This window comes from Azonexus sp. IMCC34842 (assembly GCF_050368855.1).
Taxonomy (GTDB): Bacteria; Pseudomonadota; Gammaproteobacteria; order Burkholderiales; family Rhodocyclaceae; genus Azonexus; species Azonexus denitrificans_A.
In genome coordinates this window covers 1,811,453-1,832,659 of record NZ_CP178449.1, presented here as the reverse complement: position 1 = coordinate 1,832,659, position 21,207 = coordinate 1,811,453, and the positions used below count along the sequence as shown (strand labels likewise).

Here is a 21,207-nt window from a genome sequence, read left to right as displayed (position 1 = left end):
CCAATGAGTATTCCACTGCCCAATTTGGACGACCGCCGTTTCGCGGATCTCCTCGACGAAGGGAAGCGCCTGATTCCCGGCCTGGCGCCTTCATGGACCGACCATAATCCGTCCGACCCCGGTATTACGCTGATCGAGATGTTCGCCTACCTCGCCGAGATGCTGATTTACCGGGCCAACCGGGTGAGCGAGGCCAATCAGCGGGCGTTCGTCAGGCTGTTGCGCGGCCCGGAATACACGCTGACCAGGCCGATCGATGAGGAAATTCGCTTGGCGGTAGTTGACCAGTGCGAGGAACTGCGGGCGATCACCGCCGAAGATTTTGAAATCCGGGCCGGAATGGTCGATGGCGTTGCCCGTGCCCGCGCCTTGCCGCGCCTCAATGTCGAGGCGCCATCGCCCTATGACGATGCGCCGGCCCACGTCAGCCTGGCGATCGTTCCCCTGCGGTCGCCGCCCGGTCATGCGCCGGAAGCGACCGACGAACTGCGGCAAACGGTGATGGCGGCGTTGGCGCCGCGTTGCCTGCTGACGACCCGGTTGCATGTCGTCCCGGCACGCTTCCTGCCGATCTCGGTGCGCATCGAAGCACATATTTTCGTCGACCAGGACGAAAGGGCGATCAAGGCGCTGATCGGCCAGCGCATCCGCGATTATTTCTCGCCGCTGGTCGGCGGTGCGGCGGGCAATGGCTGGCCTTTCGGGCAGGCGGTCTATGTTTCCGAGCTTTACGCCATGCTGGATTCGCTGGACGGCATCGATTACGTCTGCCCAGTCCGAACGCAGAGCGGCGAGCAGCCGGTCATCCGGTCAACGATCCAGGGGCGCAACATCAATGAAAACGGTCACGAGGTCGGTTTGCGGCTGCAGCCCGACGAACTGCTCTGGGTCAGCCGGCTGGAGATCAGCGTGCTCCGGGAGACCATGATGGTGGCGGAAGGGTAGATCACATGGACAACCAACTGCTGCAATACCTGCCCGAGGTGTTTCGGGAAGATACGGCCATGGAGCCATTCCTGAGGGCCTTCGAGAAGCTGTTGCTGGGCCGCGCCGACGACGTCAGCAGCGTGCTGGGCAGCAATCCGCGCGCTGTCGAACAGACCGTCAACGATCTGGCCCGCCATTTCACACCCGGCAACAATGCCGACGACGGGGCGCCGGACGAATTTCTGCCCTGGCTGAGCCAGTGGCTGGCCCTGTCCTTGCGCACCGATATCACGCAGGTGGCGGCCACCGACAACGCCATCCGGCGCAAATTCATCGCCCGGATGGCACAGCTTTACCGTTATCGCGGCACCAAGCAAAGCATGGTCGAACTGCTGACCATATTCACCTCGAGGGATGTCACCATCCGCGACCAGATCGACGGCAAACCCCATTATTTCGAGGTCTTGCTCAATCTCGAGACGATCAAGACCGGTGACAGTCAGGAAGCCTTCGATCGTGCCAAGGAACTCGCCCATTCGGTGATCCGTCTGGAAAAACCGGCGCATACCCGCTACCTGCTGATTCCGGCCGTCACCACCATGCGCATCGGGCAAAAGCAGGCGCCGCCACCGGCGCCAAGCAACGTTACCTTGCCGACCAGCTATTCCATCCAGGTCGGCGTCAATACCCGGCTCGGGGCAACCCCGAGATCATGAACACGTTTCCTTAGGAGCCCACCATGGCAGGCGATCCGATCAAAAGACTGAAGTATTTCACCGGCCAGTTCCTCGAAGCCCGTGATTTCAAGGCCGAGCAGGACTATCACGTCGACATGCGGCGGCGGGGCAACCAGGCCATCTACGGCGCCGGGATTGTCGACAACGGGTTGCAGGTCGCGGCGGCGCCGGGCGATACGACCAGGATCGCCATTTCGCCCGGCCTCGGCGTCGACGGGCAGGGCAGGGAGATCGTTGTTGCCGCGCCGCTGACCGTCAGTCTTCCGCCCGGCGGCGCGAGCAGCCTGACCTATGTCGTCACGTTGCAGTACAGCGAGGCCGAAGTCGACCAGCAAACCCCGGATGCCGACGTCAGCGACAACACCCGCATCGAGGAGTCGGTGACGGTGAAGTTCGTGCTGGACGAAGGCAGCATCGACCGGAGCGTCGCCTTGCCAATCGCCAAACTCAACGTGGCGACCAACGGCCGGGTCAGCGGAGCCATCGACCCGTCGGTCCGGCAATACGCCGAGGCGCACTTTCAGGGCCTGACGGTAAGCCGCGATCCGGGGGCAGACAACAGACCTTCGCTGAGCAAGCTGGGCCTAAGCAATCGCGGCACCGGCGGCGCTCCCGTCAGCTGGAACTTGTATACCGCCGCCGTCGGTGGCGGCTGGGGCGTGACGCCGAATGCGTTCGAGATATGGAGCTATGAACCGCCGACCAAGCAGTTCGAACTGCGCCGCGACGGTACGACGCTGCTGGCGCCGAGCGGCGGCAACGTCGGAATCGGCACCGCCGCGCCGGGGAGCGCCCTGCATGTCAACGCCAAGGCAGCGACAACGCCGGTCAGCGCCATGACGGTCGACGTGCAGTCATTCGGAACCCCGGCCAATGCCGCGGCAAGCCATTTCGCCAGGTTTCGCGATAGCGGCGCCGGCAACCTGACGCATTTCATCTTGCGCGGCGACGGCAAGGTCGGCATCGGCAACGGCAATCCAGCGGCCAAGCTCCATGTCACCGGCAATGGCGCCTTGCTTAATCTGGAGGGCGGCGATCACGGCTATATCCAGTGGTATCCGAAAGGCATGACGGCCGGACGCAAGGCCTGGATCGGCTACGGCGACGCCAGCACCGACGTCTTGAGCATTCAGAACGAGGCCGGGCGGGTCAATATCCATGGCAACGAAGCGCTGTATCTGCTGAATCGGCAGGGCGTCACGGTCAGCAAGGTGAGCGGCGGAAACGGCAACCTGACGGTCGAGGGAGAGCTTCAGGTCAAGGCCAAACTGCAGGTTTCCGGTGCGGCCATCATGCCGGCTGCCGGGAATAGCGACAATGCCGGAATCCTCTTCCCCAGGGATGCTTTCGGCGGCACCGGCGACGCCGCCTCGATACGTTATTACGCGAGGAGCGGCGAGGCCACGACCCTTGAATTCAGGACAGCCAACGATGCCGACGATCACATCGCGCTGATGCCGTCCGGTAGCGTCGGCATCGGCACGAATACCCCGGTCGCCAAGCTGCAGGTTGTCGGAAATGCCCGCATCGATGGCAATCTCGACGTCACCGGTACGCTCGGCAAGCTGGAGGTGGCGGAGGGCGATACCTTTGCCCACGTCCGGGTCCATGACTTCTGCATCGGGAATAGCGTCCGCCACAACGGTTCGCCGTGGCAGGGACGGGCGCTGGTCGATAACACCAATACGCTGGTCATCAATTACGGATCCGACTGGGCGAACGTCGAAATACGCGGGCATCTTTCAAATCCGTCGTCACGGGCGCTCAAGGAGGACATCAAGCCGCTGCCCGGCGCCGTGGCGGCAGATATCATCGGCGCGATGGAGCCGGTGAGCTTCCGCTTCAAGAACGATCCCGGTCAGGTCGAATGTCTGGGATTCATCGCCGAGGACGTGCCGCCCGCGGTTGCGACGGAAGGTCGCGACGGCATTTTGCCCAACCACATCATTGCCGCCCTGGTTCGCGTCGTCAAAGATCAGCAGCAGGCGATTTCAACACTGGAGGCCCGATTGTCCCAACTCGAGGCGGCGGCCAAGGCCTAGCATCGGCTCGCGCCGCTGGCCGGCGCGATGCTCAGTGGCGGGCCTGGCGCTGGCGCAGGGAATCCGAGGGCAGGAGGCCGAAGGTGCTCTTGTAACACTCGGAAAACCGCCCGAGGTGAGTAAAGCCATATTCCATGGCTACCGCCGTGATGTTGGCGATCTTGCTCGCCGGGTCCATCAGCGCCGCGTAGACGCGTTCGAGCTTTTTCTGACGAATGAAATTCTTGGGCGTCGTGCTGGCGTATTTCTCGAACAGCAGGTAGAGCGAACGCAGGCTGAGCTGAGCGTAGCGGGCCAGTTCCTCGACGCTGATATCCCGCTTGATGTTGTCTTCGACGTATTGTTCGAGACGTTCAAATGAAACGCATTGATGGGACGGCGTGGCAAGTGCTACGTTGTGCTTGAGCATGGTCAGCAGCTTGGTTGCCACGATGCGGTTGTAGTGCCCGTGGACCTGCGGCGTTCCTTCTCCGGATTCGGCTTCCTGACAGATCAGTGTCGTCAGGTAGAGCAGGCTTTCGATTTCGTGGAAGTAGTAGGGGAGCGGCGAAAATTTTATACCGGCTGCCGGTCTGCACCAGTGATGTTCCTGACAAGCCTCATCGAACAACATGTTCGGAATCTTGAGGATGAACTTCTCGCAATCCTCCGAATAGGTCAGGTCGATCGGATCGTCCGGATTGATCAGGAACAACTGGCCGGCTGAGAAGTCGGTAGTGTGGCCGGCGATTTCGTAGCGACACAGCCCTTTAAGGATGATTTGCATGTGGTAGAAATCGGAGAGTCCGTCCGATTTGACATGCGCTTCGCTCCCGTAGGTGATTCGGCAAAGATCGACCCGGCCCAGTTTGCGATGATTGAGAACGGCGCCGTCTTGTCCTTTGCGCATCAGACGAAGATTGTGCGATCCGACGTGTTGATTGACGTAGTTCGAGACCTCGTATGGGTCCGCGCTCGAATAGACCAGACTTTTCTTGTCCAGAAAATGGAAAGACATGGTCGGCGCTCCTTTCTATCGTTGGGACATCATCGGGCAGTTCTGGAACGGATGGCTGCGGACATTATCGATAATTAGCAATAATCTCGATTTTACGACATGGTGAATCTATTTACCTAAGAAATATTATCGGGCGAAACTGAAGGCGGACGCAAAACGTGCCAATCGGCAGCCAGCCGATTGGCACGTTGGGTCGTCGAAGTATTGCAGCGGCTAACCGAGGTCGCCACCGCCAACCGGCAAGACCGTCCCGGTAATGTAGGAAGAGTCGTCGGAGGCGAGGAAGAGAATTGCCGCCGTTTGTTCGTCCAGCGTGCCGTACCGTTTCATCAGGCTGCTGTTCACCGACTGATCGACGATCTGCTGATACCAGATCTTTTCCTGCTCGCTTTGCGGGTTGGCGTTGCGGGGAACGCGCCGCGGCGGGGCTTCGGTTCCGCCCGGCGCGGTGGCGTTGACGCGGATGCCGCGTTCCCCGTTTTCGAAGGCGAGACAGGCCGTCAGGGCGTTGACGCCGCCTTTGGCGGCACCGTAGGGAACGCGGTTGACGCCGCGGGTAGCGATCGACGAGACATTGACGATGCTTCCCTTGCCCTGTTCGAGCATATAGGGAAGGGCGGCCCGGCAGCACCACAGGGTTGGGAAGAGCGAGCGCCGGACTTCCGCTTCGATCTCCTCTTCGGCGTAGTGCTCGTAGGGTTTGGCCCAGATGGTGCCGCCGACATTGTTGATCAGGATGTCGAGGCGACCGTAACCTTGCTTGGCGGCGTCCATGACGCGCTGGCAATCGGCGAATTTTTCCAGATCGGCGGTCAGCGAAATGATTTCGGTCTGTTTTTTCAGTTCCTCGGCGACTTCATGGACGATCTCGGCACGGTCGACCAGAACGAGCCGGCCCCGTTCGGCGGCCATCCGTTCGGCGACCCGGCGACCGATGCCCTGGCCGGCGCCGGTGATCACGGCGACCTTATTTTCAAAACGATTTTGCATGGTGTCTTCCTTTGCCCGGCTGACCGCCATTCAGGCGGCAGCGAATTTTTCGTAGTGGAAGCTGGCTGGATGGATGGCCCGCTCGCGCATGGTTTGCGTTACCGCTTCGACCATCGGCGGCGGACCGCACAGATAGATGTCGACATCGCCGTCGTTGAGCTGCGCCGCGTCGATGTGCTGCGTGACGTAGCCTTTTCTTGGCTGGGTGCTGTCCGGGCTGACCACCACCAGCGCGTAGGTGAAGTTGGGCAGGGCATCGGCAAAGGCAGCGAGCTTGTCGACCTCGACCAGGTCGGTGTCGCTATTGACCCCGTAGATCAGATGAATGGGATGGGAACTGCCGCCTGCCGCGACGACCTTGGTGAGCATGGCGAGGAAGGGGGCGAGGCCGGTGCCGCCGGCCAGCATCAGCACCGGCCGGCGGATGTCGCGCAGGTAGAAGGAGCCGAGCGGCCCGGCCAGGACCATGTTGTCGCCGACTTGGGCGCGCTCGCGTAGGAAGCCGCTCATCAGACCGCCGGGAACATTGCGGATGAGGAAGGAAACGCTGCCGTCCCGCGGCATCGAGCTGAAGGAATAGGCCCGGTGCTGGTCGCTGCCCGGTACCTGGAGGTTGGCGTACTGGCCGGGTAGGAAAGCCAGCTTGTTGAGCGCTTCGCCGCGCAGGGTCAACGAGAGCGTGCTGGCGGAGAGTTGGCGAACTTCACTGATGGTGGCGCTGAAATTGGCCTGTCTGGTCTTGCACACTTCGGAAGAGGCGGGAATGCGGAGCACGCAGTCGCTCTTCGGGTACATCTGGCAGCTCAGTGCATAGCCCTCGGCCGCAGCGGCTTGGCTGAGAGCGTCCTCGATGTATTCGCCCATGGTGAATTCGCCGGCTTCGACGAAGCATGTGCAGGTACCGCAGGCCCCGTCGCGGCAATCGATCGGAACGTTAATGCTCTGGCGGTAGGCGGCATCGGCTACCGTCTCCGTGGGCTTGCAGTCGATGAAACGGGTGACGCCATCTTCGAAATTGAGGGCGATCTGGTGGGTCATGGGTGTCTCCGTTGTTGTCGGCGGCGCAGGGGGCATTCATGCTTCCCCCGCGAGGCCTTCCCCCAAAAGGAGGAGGCCGCCTGTTATCAGAGGTGGTAAACGTCGATGACGTGACGAATATAGTCAGTCTTCAGAACCACCTTCTTTTCCTTGATGAGCGGGCTGCTGCCGGAAATATCGAGGGTGTAGAAACTGGTGCCGCAGAAATGATCGGTGCAGTTGTAGCGCACGCTCATGGTGTGCCAGTTGAAGCGCAACCGGCAGATGCCATCGGCCTGCTCGATGATTTCGATATTGCTCAGATGATGCGAGGTCCGGGTGTCCGGGATGGTCGCGCTCGAGCGTTCCGTGCGGATGCGGAAGACGCGGTCTTCGAGGCCGGCCCGCCGGCCGTACCAGATCAGCGAAATCTCGGATTGCGGATCGGTGGTCAGTTCGCCGTCGTCGTCCCATGACGGCACCCAGAACGAGGCGGTTTCCGCGTACAGGGCGAGCCAGCTGTCCCAGTCGCGGTCGTCGAGATAGCGGGCTTCACGGTAGAGGAAGGCGCAAACGTTTTCGTAGGAAATACTCATTGTGGTCTCCTTATGCTTGTTCTTCGGCCGCCTGGGCCTTCTGCATCTGCTCCAGCCAATAGCTGTGCTGCACGACATAGAGTCCTTCATCCTCGACCTTGACCCCGCTGAGCAGCGGCTTCAGGCCGATCGTGTCGGCTTCGGCATCGGGCCCCTTGACCCAGTGGGCGGCGCCCCGGGAGATGTCGTTCCACTCGTAGGAACGGCCCATGAAGCCTTCCTGGCAGGCGCGAAACTCTTCCAGGTCGTCCGGCGTCGCCATGCCCGAGGCGTTGAAAAAGTCCTCGTACTGGCGGATGCGGTGGGCGCGGGCCTCGGGCGCTTCGCCCTTGGGGGCGATGCAGTAGATGGTGACTTCGGTACGATCGACCGACAGCGGGCGGAAGACGCGGATCTGCGAACTGAACTGGTCCATCAGATAGACGTTGGGATAGAGGCAGAGATTGCGCGAGTTGTTGATCATCCAGTTGGCACGGGCTTCACCGTACTTGCTGACGAGTTCGTCGCGGACATGGTGCAGCGGACGGTCTTCCGGATTGTCCCAGCGCGTCCACAGCAACAGGTGGCCGTTTTCGAAGGAATAGGAGCCGCCTCCCTTTTTCGCCCAGCCGCCGGCACTCATCGCGCGGATGTCGTCGCCGCAGTCTTTTTCCTTGCGCTGGCCCTGGGTGGCGGCGTAATTCCAGTGGGTGGCGGTGACGTGGTAGCCGTCCGCACCATTCTCGGCTTGCAGCTTCCAGTTGCCTTCGTAAACGTAGGTCGAGGAGCCGCGTAACACTTCCAGGCCGTCCGGCGACTGGTCGACAATCATGTCGATGATCTTGGTCGATTCGCCAAGAAATTCGGTCAGCGGCTGCACATCGGCCTTCAGGCTGCCGAACAGGAAGCCCTTGTAGGACTCGAAGCGCGCCAGCTTCTTCAGGTCGTGCGAGCCGTCGCAATTGAAGGCGGCAGGGTAGCCGGTGTCGGTCGGGTCCTTGATCTTCAGCAGTTTGCCGGAATTGTTGAAGGTCCAGCCGTGGAACGGGCAGGTGAAGCTGCCCTTGTTGCCGCGCTTGTAGCGGGCAAGCGTGGCCCCGCGGTGGGCGCAGGCGTTGATGAAGGCATTGAGCTGGCCGTCCTTGTTGCGGGTGATGAAGATCGGCTGCCGGCCGATTTTCGTCGTGTAGTAGTCGTTGACCTTGGGCAGCTGACTGTCGTGGGCCAGATAGATCCAGTTGCCCTCGAAGATGTGCTTCATCTCGAGTTCGAACAGTTCCTCATTGGTGAACATTTCCCGCTTGCAGCGGAACAGGCCCTTTGCCTCGTCTTTCTCGACGAGGGCGTCCAGATAATCCTTGGTAATACTCATGACCGGAGTCTCCTTTGTTATTTGCACGGAGATCGCATGGTAGGGAGCAGATAGCGGGTGAAATATCCAGTTTGTGCAGTATCTGTATCCGGATTCTGCATTAGTTAATCGATTGCATAAAACGGATAGAAGTCCTGCAGAAACTGGATATTGCAGGGTCTGTATCGCCCCTAATCTACGCTCCACATTCTTCCCGGGGGCTCACCCGCCCGACCCGGGGCAGGCACAAAATTCATAAACCAACGGAGACTCGCGGGTATGTCAGCAGCAAAAAATAGCGCCGGAAGCTCACGCCGGCCACCGGCCGGCCTAATCCCCGGACAAATCCGAAGCGATACGGCAATCCTGACAAGCAAACGAGGAGCAAACAAATGGCAACAACCGGTGTAATGCGTCCCGGCCACGTGCAAGTGCGCGTGCTGGACATGGACGAAAGCATCCATTTCTACGGAAATGTCCTGGGCCTGGTCGAAACCGGCCGTGACGCGGCCGGCCGGGTCTATTTCAAGGCCTGGGACGAGCACGATCACCACAGCGTCATCCTGCGTCAGGCCGACAGTGCCGGCATGGATTTCATCGGTTTCAAGGTGCGTGACCGGGCGACACTGGAAAAGCTCGATGCCGATTTGCAGGCCTATGGCGTCAAGACCGAGCGCATCGCGGCCGGCGATCTGCTGGAAACCGGCGAACGCGTGCGCTTCGTGATTCCGACCGGCCACACTGTCGAGCTGTATGCCGAGAAGACCTGTGTCGGCAACAGCCAGTCCAACACCAATCCCGATCCGTGGACAGCCGAGGCCGAGCACGGCATGGCGCCGATCCGCTTCGACCATGCGCTGCTCTATGGGCCGGACATCGACGGCAATCTCAAGCTATTTACCGAAGTTCTCGGTTTCTACCTGGTCGAACGCGTCTTGCTCGAAGACGGCAAATCGCTGCTGGCGATTTTCATCTCGTGCGGTCACAAGGCGCATGACCTGGCCTTTGTCCGGCATCCGGAACCGAACAAGCTGCACCACATTTCCTTCCTGCTGCAAAGCTGGGAGAAGGTGCTGCGCGCCGCCGACCTGATGTCGATGAACCGCGTGCCCATCGACATCGGCCCGACCCGCCACGGCATTACCCGCGGCGCGACGATCTATGCCTTCGACCCCTCCGGCAACCGCTTCGAGACGTTTGCCCAAGGCTATGAAACCTATCCCGATTACCCGACCAAGACGTGGACCTTCGAGGAAGTCGGCACCGGAATTTTCTATCACGACCGCCAGCTCAACGAACGCTTCCTGAGCGTCGTCACCTGATGGGTCGCGTCGGCGGCCGCTTCATCTGATTTTCTGCAGAACCCATTAGAACAAGGACGAGACAAATGACATACAAGATCAATGCGCTAGGCAAGCTGATTTTCGGTGTGGCCCTGGCGACCGCCGGCCTGGTGGCGCAGGCCGCTCCGGAAGGCAAGGTCAAGATCGGCTTCATGCTGCCCTATACCGGTACCTACGCCGCGCTGGGCAATGCCATCACCAACGGATTCAAGCAATATGTCGCGGAAAACGGCGGCAAGCTGGCCGGCCGTGAAATCGAGTACTACACGGTGGACGACGAATCCGATCCGGCCAAGGCGACCGAAAACGCCAACAAGCTGGTCAAGCGCGACAAGGTCGATGTTCTGGTCGGCACCGTGCATTCCGGCGTCGCCCTGGCCATGGCCAAGGTTGCCCGCGAGAACAAGACCCTGCTCATCGTGCCGAACGCCGGGGCCGATGAAATCACCGGCCCGCTCTGCGCTGCCAACGTCTTTCGCTCTTCCTTTTCCGCCTGGCAGCCGGCCTACGCCATGGGACAGGTGGTGGCGCAGAAGGGGATGAAAAAAGTGGTCACCGTTACCTGGAAGTATTCCTTCGGGCTGCAGTCCGTCGAGGGCTTCAAGGAGGCCTTTGAAAAAAGTGGCGGCAAGGTCGTCAAGGACATGACCTTGCCCTTCCCGAACGTCGAGTTCCAGCCTTTCCTGACGGAAATTGCCGCGCTGAAACCGGATGCCGTGTTCGTCTTTTTCGCCGGGGCCGGCGCCGCCAAGTTCGTCAAGGATTACACCGCCGCCGGCTTGAAGAACAGCATTCCGCTCTACGGTCCCGGCTTCCTGACCGATGGCAACCTCGATGCGATGGGTGAGGCCGGCAAAGGCGTGCAGACCACGCTGCATTACGCCGACGGCCTCGACAACAAGAAGGATGCCGCCTTCCGGCTCGGCTACGTGAAGGCCTACAAGATGCAGCCGGATGTCTATGCCGTGCAGGGCTACGACGCCGCCCAGCTCTACCAGGCCGGCTTGAGCGCCGCGGCTGGCGACGCCGCGAAGCAGGATGTGGTGATCAAGGGCATGGAGGCGGCCCGGATCGACAGCCCGCGCGGCGCATTCACCTTGTCGCGGGCGCACAACCCGGTGCAGGACATCTATCTGCGCGAAGTGCAGGGGGGACAGAACAAGGTGCTCAGTACCGCCGTCAAGGCACTGGCCGATCCGGCACGCGGCTGCAAGATCTGAGCTTGCCGGCCTTTTCCCTTTTCGGTTATTAGCAGTCCGGCAGGCCAAGGCCTGCCGGATCGGGGATTCACATGGATTTCGCTTCCTTCCTGATCCAGACGTTGAACTCGCTGCAGTACGGATTGCTCCTGTTCCTGGTGGCAAGCGGTCTGACGCTGGTGTTCGGCATCATGGGCATCATCAATCTGGCGCACGGCAGTTTCTACATGATCGGCGCCTACCTCGCCTTCGTCCTGGCCAGTTCCACCGGTAGCCTGTTCTCGGCCATCCTGCTCGGTATTCCGCTGGCGCTGCTCTTCGGCGCCTTTCTCGAATGGGCGCTGTTTGCCCATCTTTACAAACGTGATCACCTCGAACAGGTGCTGCTGACCTACGGTCTGATCCTGGTCTTTGAGGAAGTGCGCAGCCTGCTGGTCGGCGACGAAGTTCATGGCGTCGAAATCCCGGCGATGTTCAGCGGGTCGATTCCGCTGACCGAAGTGCTGAACTATCCGGTGTACCGCCTGGTCATCTCGGCCGTCTGCATTGTCCTGGCCATCGCCCTTTACCTGGTCATCCAGCGCACCCGGCTGGGCATGATGATTCGCGCCGGCAACCACGATCGGACCATGGTCGAGGCGCTCGGCATCAATATCAACATGATCTACCGCGTCGTCTTCGCGCTCGGCGTTGCGCTGGCCGCGCTGGCCGGCATGCTGGCCTCGCCGATTTCCTCGGTCTTTCCGAACATGGGCAATCACGTGCTGATCATCTCCTTCGTCATCGTCGTCATCGGCGGCATCGGTTCGGTTTGGGGAGCCCTGGCGGCTGCGCTCATCGTCGGCTTCGCCGACACCTTCGGGAAGGTTCTGCTGCCCGAACTGTCCGGCATGGTCGTCTATCTGGTGATGGCTGCCGTGCTGCTGTGGCGCCCCGAAGGCATCTTCAAGAAAGGCTGAGAAATGAATGCTCAAGCTTCCCTGATTCTCAAGCTGCTCGTCCTGGCGATTCTCGCCGGCGTGCCGCTGACCGGCGAATCCTTCTATGTCGAGCTGATCGCCAAGACGCTGGTCCTGGCAATCTTCGCAATGAGCCTCGATCTGCTGGTCGGGTTCACCGGCTTGGTCAGTTTCGGCCATGCCGCGTATTTCGGCGTGGCGGCTTATGCCGTCGCCCAATTGAGTCCGAAGTACGAAGCGGCCAGCCTGTGGCTGGTCTTTCCGGCATCGGTCCTGCTGTCGGCGCTGGTGGCGCTGTTCGTCGGTCTGTTCGTGCTGCGCACCCGGGGCATCTACTTCATCATGGTGACCCTGGCCTTCGCCCAGCTGGCCTTCTTCGTCTTCCACGACACACCGCTCGGCGGCGGCTCCGACGGCATCTATCTCAATGTCAAGCCGAGCGCCGAAATTGCCGGCTGGATGCCATTCGATCTGGATAACCCGACGCATCTGTACTACTTCATCCTGGGCACCTTGGTGGCGGTCTACCTGTTCCTCGTCCGTATCCTGCAATCGCCGTTCGGTCGCGTCCTGGTCGGTATCAAGAGCAACGAACACCGCATGCAGTCGATGGGCTACCGGACCTTCCGCTACAAACTGGCGGCGTTCGGCCTGGCGGGCGGTCTCGGTGGCATTGCCGGCTTCCTCTATGCCGTCGTTTTCGGCTTCGTGACGCCCGAACTGCTGTCCTGGCATCAGTCGGGCAACGTGCTGCTGATGGTGATCCTGGGCGGCATGGGCAATCTGCCGGGCGCCATTGCCGGGGCCTTCGTATTCACCGGCATGCAGGAGGTGTTCGGAAACTGGACCAAGCATTGGCAATTGTTGATGGGGAGCACCATCGTCGCCGCCGTCCTGTTCCTGCCGGGCGGACTTGCCGCCATTCCGGGACGCATCAGGCGGGCCCTGCAAGGAGGCGGCGCCAATGAGTAAAGTCGAAAACGAGGCGCTGCTGGTTGCCCGGAAGATCACGCGTCGCTTCGGCGGCCTGGTCGCCAATCAGGATGTCTGCGTCGATCTGATGCGCGGCAAGGTGCATGTCTTGCTCGGGCCGAACGGGGCAGGAAAGTCGACGTGCATCAACATGCTCTCCGGAGATCTGCCGCCGAGCGAGGGCCAGATTCTGTTCATGGGCAAGGACATCACCGGCTTGAGTGCCGCCCAGCGTTCCCTGGTCGGTATCGGTCGCAGCTACCAGCGCACCAATATTTTCCCCGCCTTCACGGTCCTCGAAAACGTTCGGCTCGCCGCCCAGTCGCGGAATCAGCAGCCGTGGCGCCTTTTCAGCAAGGCGATGGAGCAGCGCTGGGCCCTCGACAAGGCGATGGCCTGCATCGAGGAGGCTGGTTTGGGCCAGAGGGTGGAACGGATTTCCGGCGGCCTGAGCCATGGCGAACAGCGTCAGCTGGAAATCGCCATGGTGCTGGCCACCGATGCGGTGGTGATGCTGCTCGACGAACCGCTGGCCGGCATGGGTTCCGATGAGTCGGCCAAGATGGTCGAGGTACTCAAGCGCTTACGGCAGAACCGCGCCATCCTGCTCGTCGAACACGACATGGACGCCGTTTTTGCGGTGGCCGACACCATTACCGTGATGGTCAACGGCCAGGTGCTCGAATCCGGGCCGCCGGCCCAGATCAAGGCCAGCGTTGCCGTTCAGGAAGCTTATCTGGGTCAGGAGGACAGTTTCCATGTCTAACATGCTGCTCGAAGCCAAGGAAGTGCACAGCTATTACGGGGCCAGCCACATCTTGCACGGTATCGATTTCCATATCCGCCAGGGCGAGGGCATCGCGCTGATGGGCCGCAACGGCATGGGCAAATCGACGTTGATCAAGAGCATGCTTGGCATCGTTCGTCCCCGGCACGGCCGGGTGCTGGTGCGCGGCGATGATTTTTCCCGGGCGCCGACCTACCGGACGGCCCAGCGCGGCATTGCCTACGTGCCGGAAGGGCGGGGCATCTTCCCCAACCTGTCGGTCCGCGAGAACCTGCAGATGTCGGCCCGTTGCGGCATCGATGGCCAGCGCAACTGGACTTTCGACCGGGTGATGGAAACCTTCCCGCGCCTCGGCGAGCGGATCAACAACGGCGGTTGGCAATTGTCCGGTGGCGAGCAGCAGATGCTGACCATCGGCCGCGCCCTGATGACCAATCCCGACCTGCTGATTCTCGACGAAGCGACCGAAGGCCTGGCGCCGCTGATCGCCATGGAAATCTGGCGCATCGTCAAGGAAATCCGCAAGACCGGCATCGCCACGGTGATCGTCGACAAGAACCATGGGGCGGTCACCAGCATTTGCGACCGGGCGATGATCCTGGTCAAGGGCGAGGTGGTTTTCGACGGCAGCAGCCAGGAAGTTCGTGACCAACCCGAATTGATCCGGCGCCATCTCGGCGTCTGAGCGGATCGGCCGTTTTTTGCAAGGAAATGATTGCCATGACCAAATCCATCGACATTATTCACGACGAGCACCGCGCCCTGGCGGCCATGCTCAGCGGTATCCGGACCATCGCCATGGGTATCGAAGCAGGGCGCCTGAAGCCCGATTTCGACTTGCTCTCGGCGATGATCGAGTACATCGACAAGGTGCCGGAGAAGGTGCATCACCCGAAGGAAGATCAGTACCTGTTTGCCAAGCTGCGCTTGCGCAGCGTCGAGGCGCTGCCGATCATCGAGCATCTGGAAGAAGAACATCGCCAGGGCGAGGCGCGCATCAACGCCCTGCGTGCCTCGCTGGCGGCCTACCGCGAAGCCGGGCCGGCGGGTTTCGCAGCCTTCTACGAGATGCTGCAAATCTACCTTGATCAGGAGTGGCAGCATATGAATACCGAGGAGAAACAGATATTCCCGCTGGCCAGGGCATGTCTGACGGCCGAAGACTGGGCGGAAATCGACGCCGCCTTTCTCGCCAACGACAACCCCTGGCAAGGGGCGGCGGGTCAGTACGCCGGCCTGTTCTCGAAGATCGTCAACATGGCGCCGGCGCCGGTCGGCCTGGGGTAGTCCATGAACGAAGCTGAGACTTTCGCCTGGGACGATCGCTATCTGCTGGGCCATGCGGCGATGGACGAAACCCACCGGGAATTCGTCGAACGGGTCGATGCCCTGCTGACGGCGGACGACGCAGCTCTGCCGGAAGCACTGGCCGCCTTCGCCCGGCATGCCGAAGCGCATTTCGCGCAGGAAAATGCCTGGATGGAAGCGCATGGCTTTCCCGCCCGCGAGTGCCACATCGACGAACACAACAAGGTCTTGGCATCGGTGTACGCGGTGCAACAACAGCTTGTGGATGGTGATGTCGGGCTTTGTCGGGAGCTGGCGTCAGCCCTGATGGCGTGGTTTCCCGGTCATGCCGACTACCTGGATTCGGCGCTGGCCGGCTGGCTGGTCAAACGAGCCCATGGCGGCGCGCCGCTGGTCCTGAGACGAGCGCACGCCAAAGCCTGATGTGGCGGGATCGATTTTTATTCTTCATAGTGGTTGGAAGTGACAGCTCATATGCATGAAAGCGTTTTCACGGTTCTGGCGATCACCTGCGGATCGTTACTGATTGCCAGCGTAGTTTTTGAGGCCTGGTGGCGAAAAAAGGATAAGCAGCAGCGTTCAGCATTGGAACGGGCGCTGGCCGAGAGCCGGCAAGTAGTTGCCGGCCTCGAAAGGCAACTGGCCGAGCTGGAGCAGTCGTTTGAGGCCGAGCGCCGTCTGCTTGCCGATGCTTCGGCTTCCGACAGGCCGGCGCTCAAGCTGGCGCTCGACAGCGCCCATCAACTGACCGACGAGCTGATCGCAGTCGTCGATCAGGCCCTTACCGACATGGTGACCGCCAATACCCTGGCCAAGACGAGTGGCGAAAGGGTGGGCAGCGGATTCGTGTTGATGCACCGGGCCAGCGCCGAAATCGACAAGCTGGATGTCGGCTTGAAAAGGGCGCAGGAAGATCTGCAATTGCTGGCCCAGCAGTCGAGCCACATCACCGGTTTTGTTGCCTCGATCACGCAGATTTCCGAACAGACCAATCTGTTGGCCTTGAATGCGGCGATCGAAGCGGCACGAGCCGGCGATGCCGGTCGGGGGTTCGCCGTGGTCGCCGACGAGGTGCGCAAGCTGGCCGAGCAGGCCCGGGCCGCCAGCGAACAAATCGGCAAGATCGCCAACGATCTGAATTCGACCTCCCGCGATGCCTCGGCAGCTGTCAGGGAGACCGATGCCGCAGTCACTACCGGACGCGGCGTGACCTCCAGTGCGCAGGAGGCGATGGCTGACATTCAGTCGGGCGCGCAGCGGCGGCTGGAAGTCGTCACCCAGATTACCGAGGCAATCCAGAAACAGCGGGCGATCGGCAGTCAGCTGGCCGAGTTCTTGATCCAGGCCAGGCAGCAATGAGTTGGGGCTCAGTAATGTCGAAAATGCTTTAAATATTTGGGCTGCCAGCAGCCACTTGATCTGTCTACGTTAATTGTCGCTAAATCGTGAGTGCTGGCACGCATACCATCCGTTTGCCGCAAGTCATGAAATCCTTGCCTGGCAACGGCTAGGCTGCACTTCGGGTGCCATCCCATGCCTTTGCCGCCAGCGAAGGAACTGCGTGCAGTAACCGACGAGCCGGCACGTTGGCCTGCACCAGGTCGATTTCGGCGGCGATTTCTATCCGGCGCAGCGTGTTGGTGTCTTTTCCCTCAATCATGACCCTGCTGGGGAGCTGGTGCAGGCAATCGACAATGCGCTTTAGCGGACGGGCCGAGGAGAGCAGGAAGTGGTCGAGCTTGACGATATCCGGCTGCAGTTCGCGGAGCAGTCCGAAATCAAGCTTGCTGCGGCCAAACTGGCCGATCGCGATACCGTAGCCGCGCGAGCGATAGCTGGTGACGGCGCGAATCAGGTGATCGGTTTCCAGGATTCCGTCCGTATCGATTTCCAGCGTGACCTGCTCCGGGAACAGGCCGCACGGCCTGAGTATTTCCTCGAAGGCCAGTCCGTGATGGGCCGGGATGCTGAGTACGTGGCGCGGGTGGACTTTGAGCAGCAAGTTGCCGCGGGCCGGTTTGGTCAGATAATTCAACGCATGCAGCGTGCGCACCAGGCGGTCGAGGTAGACAAATTCCTCGTCGTCGGTCGGCAATACGAATACGGCTTCCGGCGCCATCTGTATCTTGTTGGAAAGACCAAAGGCCTGAAGCGAGGCAGCGTGACCGTGGAGTTTTCCCGTCGCGGTGTCGACAATCGGCAGAAATTTCGATTCCAGGCGAATGTTCGCATAGTGCAGGAAGACGCTGCCGTTCGCTGCAACGAACGGCTGGTCGAGTCCGGAGCGCGAGTAATGTTTGGGAAATCCGCCGGTGGGCGCGTTGAGTGTGCGGATCAGATCGCTGAGGGGCATTGGGCTCTCCTTTGGCCATTTGTCGGCAGGTGCTGCCTGCGCAATAGCCGCCTTCTAGTGTGGAAAATCAGTACGAATGGCTGACTGTATCGGCTATGGCCGGTCCACAAAACTAAGATGTTTGTCGTTTCTTATTTGGCGCGCCCAATATCCTTATATTGGTTGCATCGTTGGTCGAATGCCTTGTCGGAGCGGGCGGAAGCTCGAAGCATTGCAACAATGCCCTGGTGTCAGCCAAGGCATTGTTGTTCGTTAGGCAGCTTTTTTTCGCGGCTGGCTGGTTGCACCTACGGCCCGGGCGGTGGCGCTGGTGGCCGCGCTGACGCTGGCGTCGGCGATCTCGGCGACCTGACGGGCGCCCTTGTTGATATTCTCGTAAGCCGAGTTGGCTGCCGAAATGGCCGATTTTACGGCGGCGACGGCAATGTCGGAATTGGCGGCAGATTTGCCATACCAGTCGAGCGCACCGGCAATCGACTTGTTCAATTCGGCATGCTTGCCTTCGAGCAGCTTGACCAGCTCGTGCTGGGTCTGCGCGGAAATTTCATAGAGGCTGCGCGAATAGGCGATCAGTTTTTCCAGTTGTGGTTGAACCAGCGCGCTTTGTACGGCCAAAGCCTGGTGCGGGTCGCGGCTGGCTAACAGCTCGCTGGAGCTGTCGACCTGGGCTTCAAGGGCGCTGCGCGCGGTCGACAGATTAAGGTTGGAGATTTTTTCGACGCTATTCAATGAGGTGTTGATGGCCGACAAAAACGTATCGACTACGGCCTTGTTGGCGGCAACGATTTGCTCACGGGATACTGGAAAGGGCATGGGATTCTCCGGGGTAGTGGCTGGAAGGAAGTGGGCTTTGTCAGGCAGCGAAGGTATTGCTGCCGGGCAATGCACGACCCCATTATTCCGAGCGCTTTTCGGGAGCCAACCAATTTGTTTTTATATGAATCCAAGTGATGCCCTTGGATTCATATCAGCAAATTCGACCAATCAGGATTTGGCCAGCGCCTGATCGATATCCCAGAGAATGTCGTCAAGCGTTTCCAGACCGACCGACAAGCGGATCAGGTCAGGCGGCACGCCGGCGGCGATCTGCTGCTCCTCGGACAACTGGCGGTGCGTGGTCGACGCCGGGTGGATGACCAAGGTCTTGGCGTCGCCGATATTGGCCAGGTGCGACAGGAACTCGACGCTGTCGATGAACTTCTGCCCGGCGACGGCGCCACCCCGGATGCCAAAGCTCAGTACGGCTCCGGCTCCCTTGGGCAGGTATTTTTGCCCGAGGTCGTAATAGCGGTTGTCTTTGAGTCCCGGGTAATTGACCCACGCCACCTTCGGATGGTCCTGCAGGAAACGGGCGACGGCCAGCGCGTTCGAGCAGTGGCGTTCCATGCGCAGCGGCAAGGTTTCGACGCCTTGCAACAGCAGAAAGGCGTTGAACGGGGAGAGGGCGGGGCCGAAGGTGCGCAGTCCTTCCATGCGGCATTTCATCGTGAAGCCAAAATCGCCGAAAGTCTCGAAGAAACGCACGCCGTGGTAGCCCGGCGACGGCTCGGTCATCGTCGCGAACTTGCCGTTGTCCCACGGGAACTTGCCGGATTCGACGATGACGCCGCCCATCGTCGTGCCGTGGCCGCCGATGAACTTGGTGGCCGAATGGACGCTGATTGCCGCGCCCCACTTGAACGGCTGGCACAGGTAGGGGCTGGCGAAGGTGTTGTCGATGAACAGCGGCAGGCCGGCCTGGTTGGCGATTTTTGCGACGGCTTCGATGTCGAGCACGTTGAGCGACGGGTTGCCGAGCGTTTCGGCATACAGCACCTTGGTCTTCGGCGTGATGGCGCGGGCGAAATTCTCCGGGGCGTCCGAGTCGACGAAGATGGTGTTGATGCCGAGCTTGCGGAAATTGACGTCGAGCTGGGTATGGGTACCGCCGTACAGCGTGCGCGCCGCGACGATCTCGTCGCCGGCCTCGCAGATGTTGAGCAGGGCGATCATCTGCGCCGCCATGCCGCTGCCGACGGCGACCGCGGCGCGGCCGTCTTCGAGTGCCGCGATGCGTTCCTCGAGGACGGCGACAGTCGGGTTGGAGAGGCGGGAGTAGACGTTGCCGAAGGTCTGCAAATTGAACAGGCTGGCCGCGTGTTCCGGGCTGTCGAAGACGTAGGAGGTGGTCTGGTAGATGGGCACGGCGCGGCTGCCGGTGGCGGCATCGGGAATCTGGCCGGCGTGCAGGCAGAGGGTGTCGAATCCGTAATTGTGATCAGCCATCGGTAACTTTCAGTGGGGCAGCCAGGTCGGCCGGCGGGAGGAAATCAGCCGGGTATTGACCCCGAACCAGTTGAGTCCGCCGAACAGGCGGGCGTATTCGATCTTGACGCAACGATCCATGACCACGGTCAGACCAGCTGCTTCGGCGATCTGTACGGCCTCGTCGTTGATCACGCCGATCTGCAGCCACAGGGTCTTCGCGCCGATGGCCACCGCTTGGCGGGCGATGGCCGGGGCGTCGGACGGCTTCCTGAAGACGTCGACCAGATCGACCGGCTCGGGAATGGCCGCCAGCTCGGGGTAGCACTTCTCGCCGAGAATCTCGTCGTATTTCGGGTTCACCGGAATGATCCGGTAACCGTGCGCCTGCATGTATTTGGCAGCGAAGTTGGACGGGCGGAACCAGTCGGCGGAGAGTCCGACGATGGCCAATGTACGGCTTTCGCGCAGCACGCGGCGCAGGGTGTTGATATCGCTCATGGGCACATGGTAGCGAGCCGGGCCGATGCGGCAAACGATGAAAAAAATCGAAGCATATGTCGAAATTGTTCTAGTTGATGGTCCGGCCGGGGCTTCTCCGTCAGGGGGTGTTGTTGGCGAAGCATCGGCCTGTTTTTGGGTGCTGCCAATTCAGCAACCGATTGTTGGTTGGCGGCCTGCCGGCAGAATCATGTTTCCCCAATGGCAAGGTACGCGGTCAAATAAAAGACATTGTTATCAGTTGCTTGTTTGGTTTTTTAAACCTCCTTGCCTTGCCCGATCCGGTTGTTTTCCTGGGTGGCACGATAGCTGCCCTCACCCCAGCCAGGCTGGCAATTATTGGCCAGACGAAACTCAAGTCACTTCATTCGACGATTGGCGCCGGGTGTGCAAGTGATTCAACCGAAACAGTGGAGAACATCATGAAAAAATTTCTTAATCTTCTGGTCATGGCGGCGCTGGCAGCTAGCAGTTCGTTTGTTTCCGCCCAGCAGGCGGGTGGCGGTGCGGTTCCGACGTACAAGGCCAAGTCGCCCAAGCTCAATCGGGCGCAGTTCGACGCCTTGCTGGCCAAGCCCGATCAGTTGGTCGTCATCGATGTGCGTCGTCCTGACGAGCTGATTAATAACGGTGGATTCCCTGTCTATCTGAGCATTCAGGCCAAGGATCTGGAAAAGAGTCTTGCCTTCATCCCGAAGGATCGTAGCGTGGTGACGGTTTCCAATCATGCTGGCCGTGCCGGTCGCTCGGCTGATTTGCTGGCCGAAAAAGGCTTCAAGGTTGCTGGCGCGGTCGGTGCGCAGGATTACGAAGCCGAAGGTGGCACGCTGACCAAGATCGTTCCGCCCCAACCGAAACAGGCCGCGAACTAATCCTGAAAATCAGCGGCGCCAGCCGGGGCGGTG

Annotated in this window: 22 protein-coding genes; 13 read left to right on the top strand and 9 right to left on the bottom strand. The window is 60.8% G+C overall.

Annotation, left to right across the window (positions count from 1 at the left end; all coding sequences use genetic code 11):
* Nucleotides 1-3 precede the first annotated feature (3 nt).
* From ACLIKD_RS08660 to ACLIKD_RS08650, 3 genes are read left to right on the top strand one after another with little or no spacing between them, the layout of a single operon-like run.
* Nucleotides 4-945 carry a hypothetical protein gene (locus ACLIKD_RS08660; protein ID WP_428827993.1) on the top strand — a complete coding sequence of 314 codons (942 nt, stop codon included), beginning with the start codon at nt 4-6 and terminating at the stop codon, nt 943-945.
* A 5-nt stretch (nt 946-950) separates the two neighbouring features.
* The gene (locus ACLIKD_RS08655; RefSeq protein ID WP_226470802.1) at nt 951-1,643 is read left to right on the top strand and encodes a phage tail protein; all 693 of its coding nucleotides are present in this window, start codon (nt 951-953) and stop codon (nt 1,641-1,643) included.
* A gap of 23 nt (nt 1,644-1,666) precedes the next feature.
* Nucleotides 1,667-3,706, top strand: coding sequence for a tail fiber domain-containing protein (locus tag ACLIKD_RS08650; RefSeq protein WP_428827992.1), 2,040 nt, complete (start codon nt 1,667-1,669; stop codon nt 3,704-3,706).
* A 31-nt stretch (nt 3,707-3,737) separates the two neighbouring features.
* Here ACLIKD_RS08650 and ACLIKD_RS08645 read toward each other — a convergent pair whose 3' ends face one another.
* The 5 genes from ACLIKD_RS08645 to benA all read right to left on the bottom strand — a co-directional run bounded on the left by ACLIKD_RS08645 (nt 3,738) and on the right by benA (nt 8,657).
* Nucleotides 3,738-4,703, bottom strand: coding sequence for an AraC family transcriptional regulator (locus ACLIKD_RS08645; protein WP_226470800.1), 966 nt, complete (start codon nt 4,701-4,703; stop codon nt 3,738-3,740).
* Between the two features lie 213 nt (nt 4,704-4,916).
* Nucleotides 4,917-5,693, bottom strand: coding sequence for a 1,6-dihydroxycyclohexa-2,4-diene-1-carboxylate dehydrogenase (locus tag ACLIKD_RS08640; RefSeq protein ID WP_428827991.1), 777 nt, complete (start codon nt 5,691-5,693; stop codon nt 4,917-4,919).
* A 30-nt stretch (nt 5,694-5,723) separates the two neighbouring features.
* A complete protein-coding gene (gene benC / locus ACLIKD_RS08635) occupies nt 5,724-6,731 on the bottom strand; it encodes a benzoate 1,2-dioxygenase electron transfer component BenC (protein ID WP_428827990.1) in 1,008 nt (335 codons plus the stop codon).
* Nucleotides 6,732-6,817: 86 nt separating this feature from the next.
* Complete coding sequence (gene benB / locus ACLIKD_RS08630; RefSeq protein ID WP_226470797.1) at nt 6,818-7,306, bottom strand: benzoate 1,2-dioxygenase small subunit; 489 nt, start codon at nt 7,304-7,306, stop codon at nt 6,818-6,820.
* A gap of 10 nt (nt 7,307-7,316) precedes the next feature.
* On the bottom strand, nt 7,317-8,657 hold the full coding sequence (gene benA / locus ACLIKD_RS08625) for a benzoate 1,2-dioxygenase large subunit (RefSeq protein WP_428827989.1): 1,341 nt from the start codon (nt 8,655-8,657) through the stop codon (nt 7,317-7,319).
* Between the two features lie 371 nt (nt 8,658-9,028).
* Between benA and ACLIKD_RS08620 the strand changes: the two genes are divergently transcribed.
* From ACLIKD_RS08620 to ACLIKD_RS08580, 9 genes are all read left to right on the top strand, one after another.
* Nucleotides 9,029-9,958, top strand: a complete 930-nt coding sequence (locus ACLIKD_RS08620) for a catechol 2,3-dioxygenase (protein ID WP_428827988.1) — start codon at nt 9,029-9,031, stop codon at nt 9,956-9,958.
* A gap of 65 nt (nt 9,959-10,023) precedes the next feature.
* A complete protein-coding gene (locus ACLIKD_RS08615; RefSeq protein ID WP_428827987.1) occupies nt 10,024-11,199 on the top strand; it encodes an ABC transporter substrate-binding protein in 1,176 nt (391 codons plus the stop codon).
* 71 nt (nt 11,200-11,270) lie between these two features.
* A complete protein-coding gene (locus ACLIKD_RS08610) occupies nt 11,271-12,137 on the top strand; it encodes a branched-chain amino acid ABC transporter permease (RefSeq protein WP_428827986.1) in 867 nt (288 codons plus the stop codon).
* A gap of 3 nt (nt 12,138-12,140) precedes the next feature.
* Nucleotides 12,141-13,109, top strand: coding sequence for a branched-chain amino acid ABC transporter permease (locus ACLIKD_RS08605; RefSeq protein WP_428827985.1), 969 nt, complete (start codon nt 12,141-12,143; stop codon nt 13,107-13,109).
* Nucleotides 13,102-13,875 carry an ABC transporter ATP-binding protein gene (locus tag ACLIKD_RS08600; RefSeq protein ID WP_428827984.1) on the top strand — a complete coding sequence of 258 codons (774 nt, stop codon included), beginning with the start codon at nt 13,102-13,104 and terminating at the stop codon, nt 13,873-13,875. Before ACLIKD_RS08605 ends, ACLIKD_RS08600 begins: the two co-directional genes overlap by 8 nt.
* On the top strand, nt 13,868-14,581 hold the full coding sequence (locus tag ACLIKD_RS08595; RefSeq protein ID WP_226414383.1) for an ABC transporter ATP-binding protein: 714 nt from the start codon (nt 13,868-13,870) through the stop codon (nt 14,579-14,581). Before ACLIKD_RS08600 ends, ACLIKD_RS08595 begins: the two co-directional genes overlap by 8 nt.
* A gap of 35 nt (nt 14,582-14,616) precedes the next feature.
* Nucleotides 14,617-15,183 (top strand): hemerythrin domain-containing protein, encoded by a 567-nt coding sequence (locus ACLIKD_RS08590; RefSeq protein ID WP_428827983.1) that lies wholly within the window; start codon nt 14,617-14,619, stop codon nt 15,181-15,183.
* Nucleotides 15,184-15,186: 3 nt separating this feature from the next.
* The gene (locus tag ACLIKD_RS08585; RefSeq protein WP_428827982.1) at nt 15,187-15,627 is read left to right on the top strand and encodes a bacteriohemerythrin; all 441 of its coding nucleotides are present in this window, start codon (nt 15,187-15,189) and stop codon (nt 15,625-15,627) included.
* 51 nt (nt 15,628-15,678) lie between these two features.
* A complete protein-coding gene (locus ACLIKD_RS08580; RefSeq protein ID WP_428827981.1) occupies nt 15,679-16,563 on the top strand; it encodes a methyl-accepting chemotaxis protein in 885 nt (294 codons plus the stop codon).
* 148 nt (nt 16,564-16,711) lie between these two features.
* Here ACLIKD_RS08580 and ACLIKD_RS08575 read toward each other — a convergent pair whose 3' ends face one another.
* The 4 genes from ACLIKD_RS08575 to ACLIKD_RS08560 all read right to left on the bottom strand — a co-directional run bounded on the left by ACLIKD_RS08575 (nt 16,712) and on the right by ACLIKD_RS08560 (nt 20,302).
* Nucleotides 16,712-17,557, bottom strand: coding sequence for an EAL domain-containing protein (locus ACLIKD_RS08575; RefSeq protein ID WP_428827980.1), 846 nt, complete (start codon nt 17,555-17,557; stop codon nt 16,712-16,714).
* Nucleotides 17,558-17,809: 252 nt separating this feature from the next.
* Nucleotides 17,810-18,370 carry a phasin family protein gene (locus tag ACLIKD_RS08570; protein ID WP_428827979.1) on the bottom strand — a complete coding sequence of 187 codons (561 nt, stop codon included), beginning with the start codon at nt 18,368-18,370 and terminating at the stop codon, nt 17,810-17,812.
* 171 nt (nt 18,371-18,541) lie between these two features.
* Complete coding sequence (locus tag ACLIKD_RS08565) at nt 18,542-19,822, bottom strand: O-acetylhomoserine aminocarboxypropyltransferase/cysteine synthase family protein (protein WP_428827978.1); 1,281 nt, start codon at nt 19,820-19,822, stop codon at nt 18,542-18,544.
* A gap of 9 nt (nt 19,823-19,831) precedes the next feature.
* A complete protein-coding gene (locus ACLIKD_RS08560; RefSeq protein WP_428827977.1) occupies nt 19,832-20,302 on the bottom strand; it encodes a CoA-binding protein in 471 nt (156 codons plus the stop codon).
* Between the two features lie 113 nt (nt 20,303-20,415).
* Between ACLIKD_RS08560 and ACLIKD_RS08555 the strand changes: the two genes are divergently transcribed.
* Nucleotides 20,416-21,174 carry a rhodanese-like domain-containing protein gene (locus ACLIKD_RS08555; RefSeq protein ID WP_428827976.1) on the top strand — a complete coding sequence of 253 codons (759 nt, stop codon included), beginning with the start codon at nt 20,416-20,418 and terminating at the stop codon, nt 21,172-21,174.
* Nucleotides 21,175-21,207: the final 33 nt, after the last annotated feature.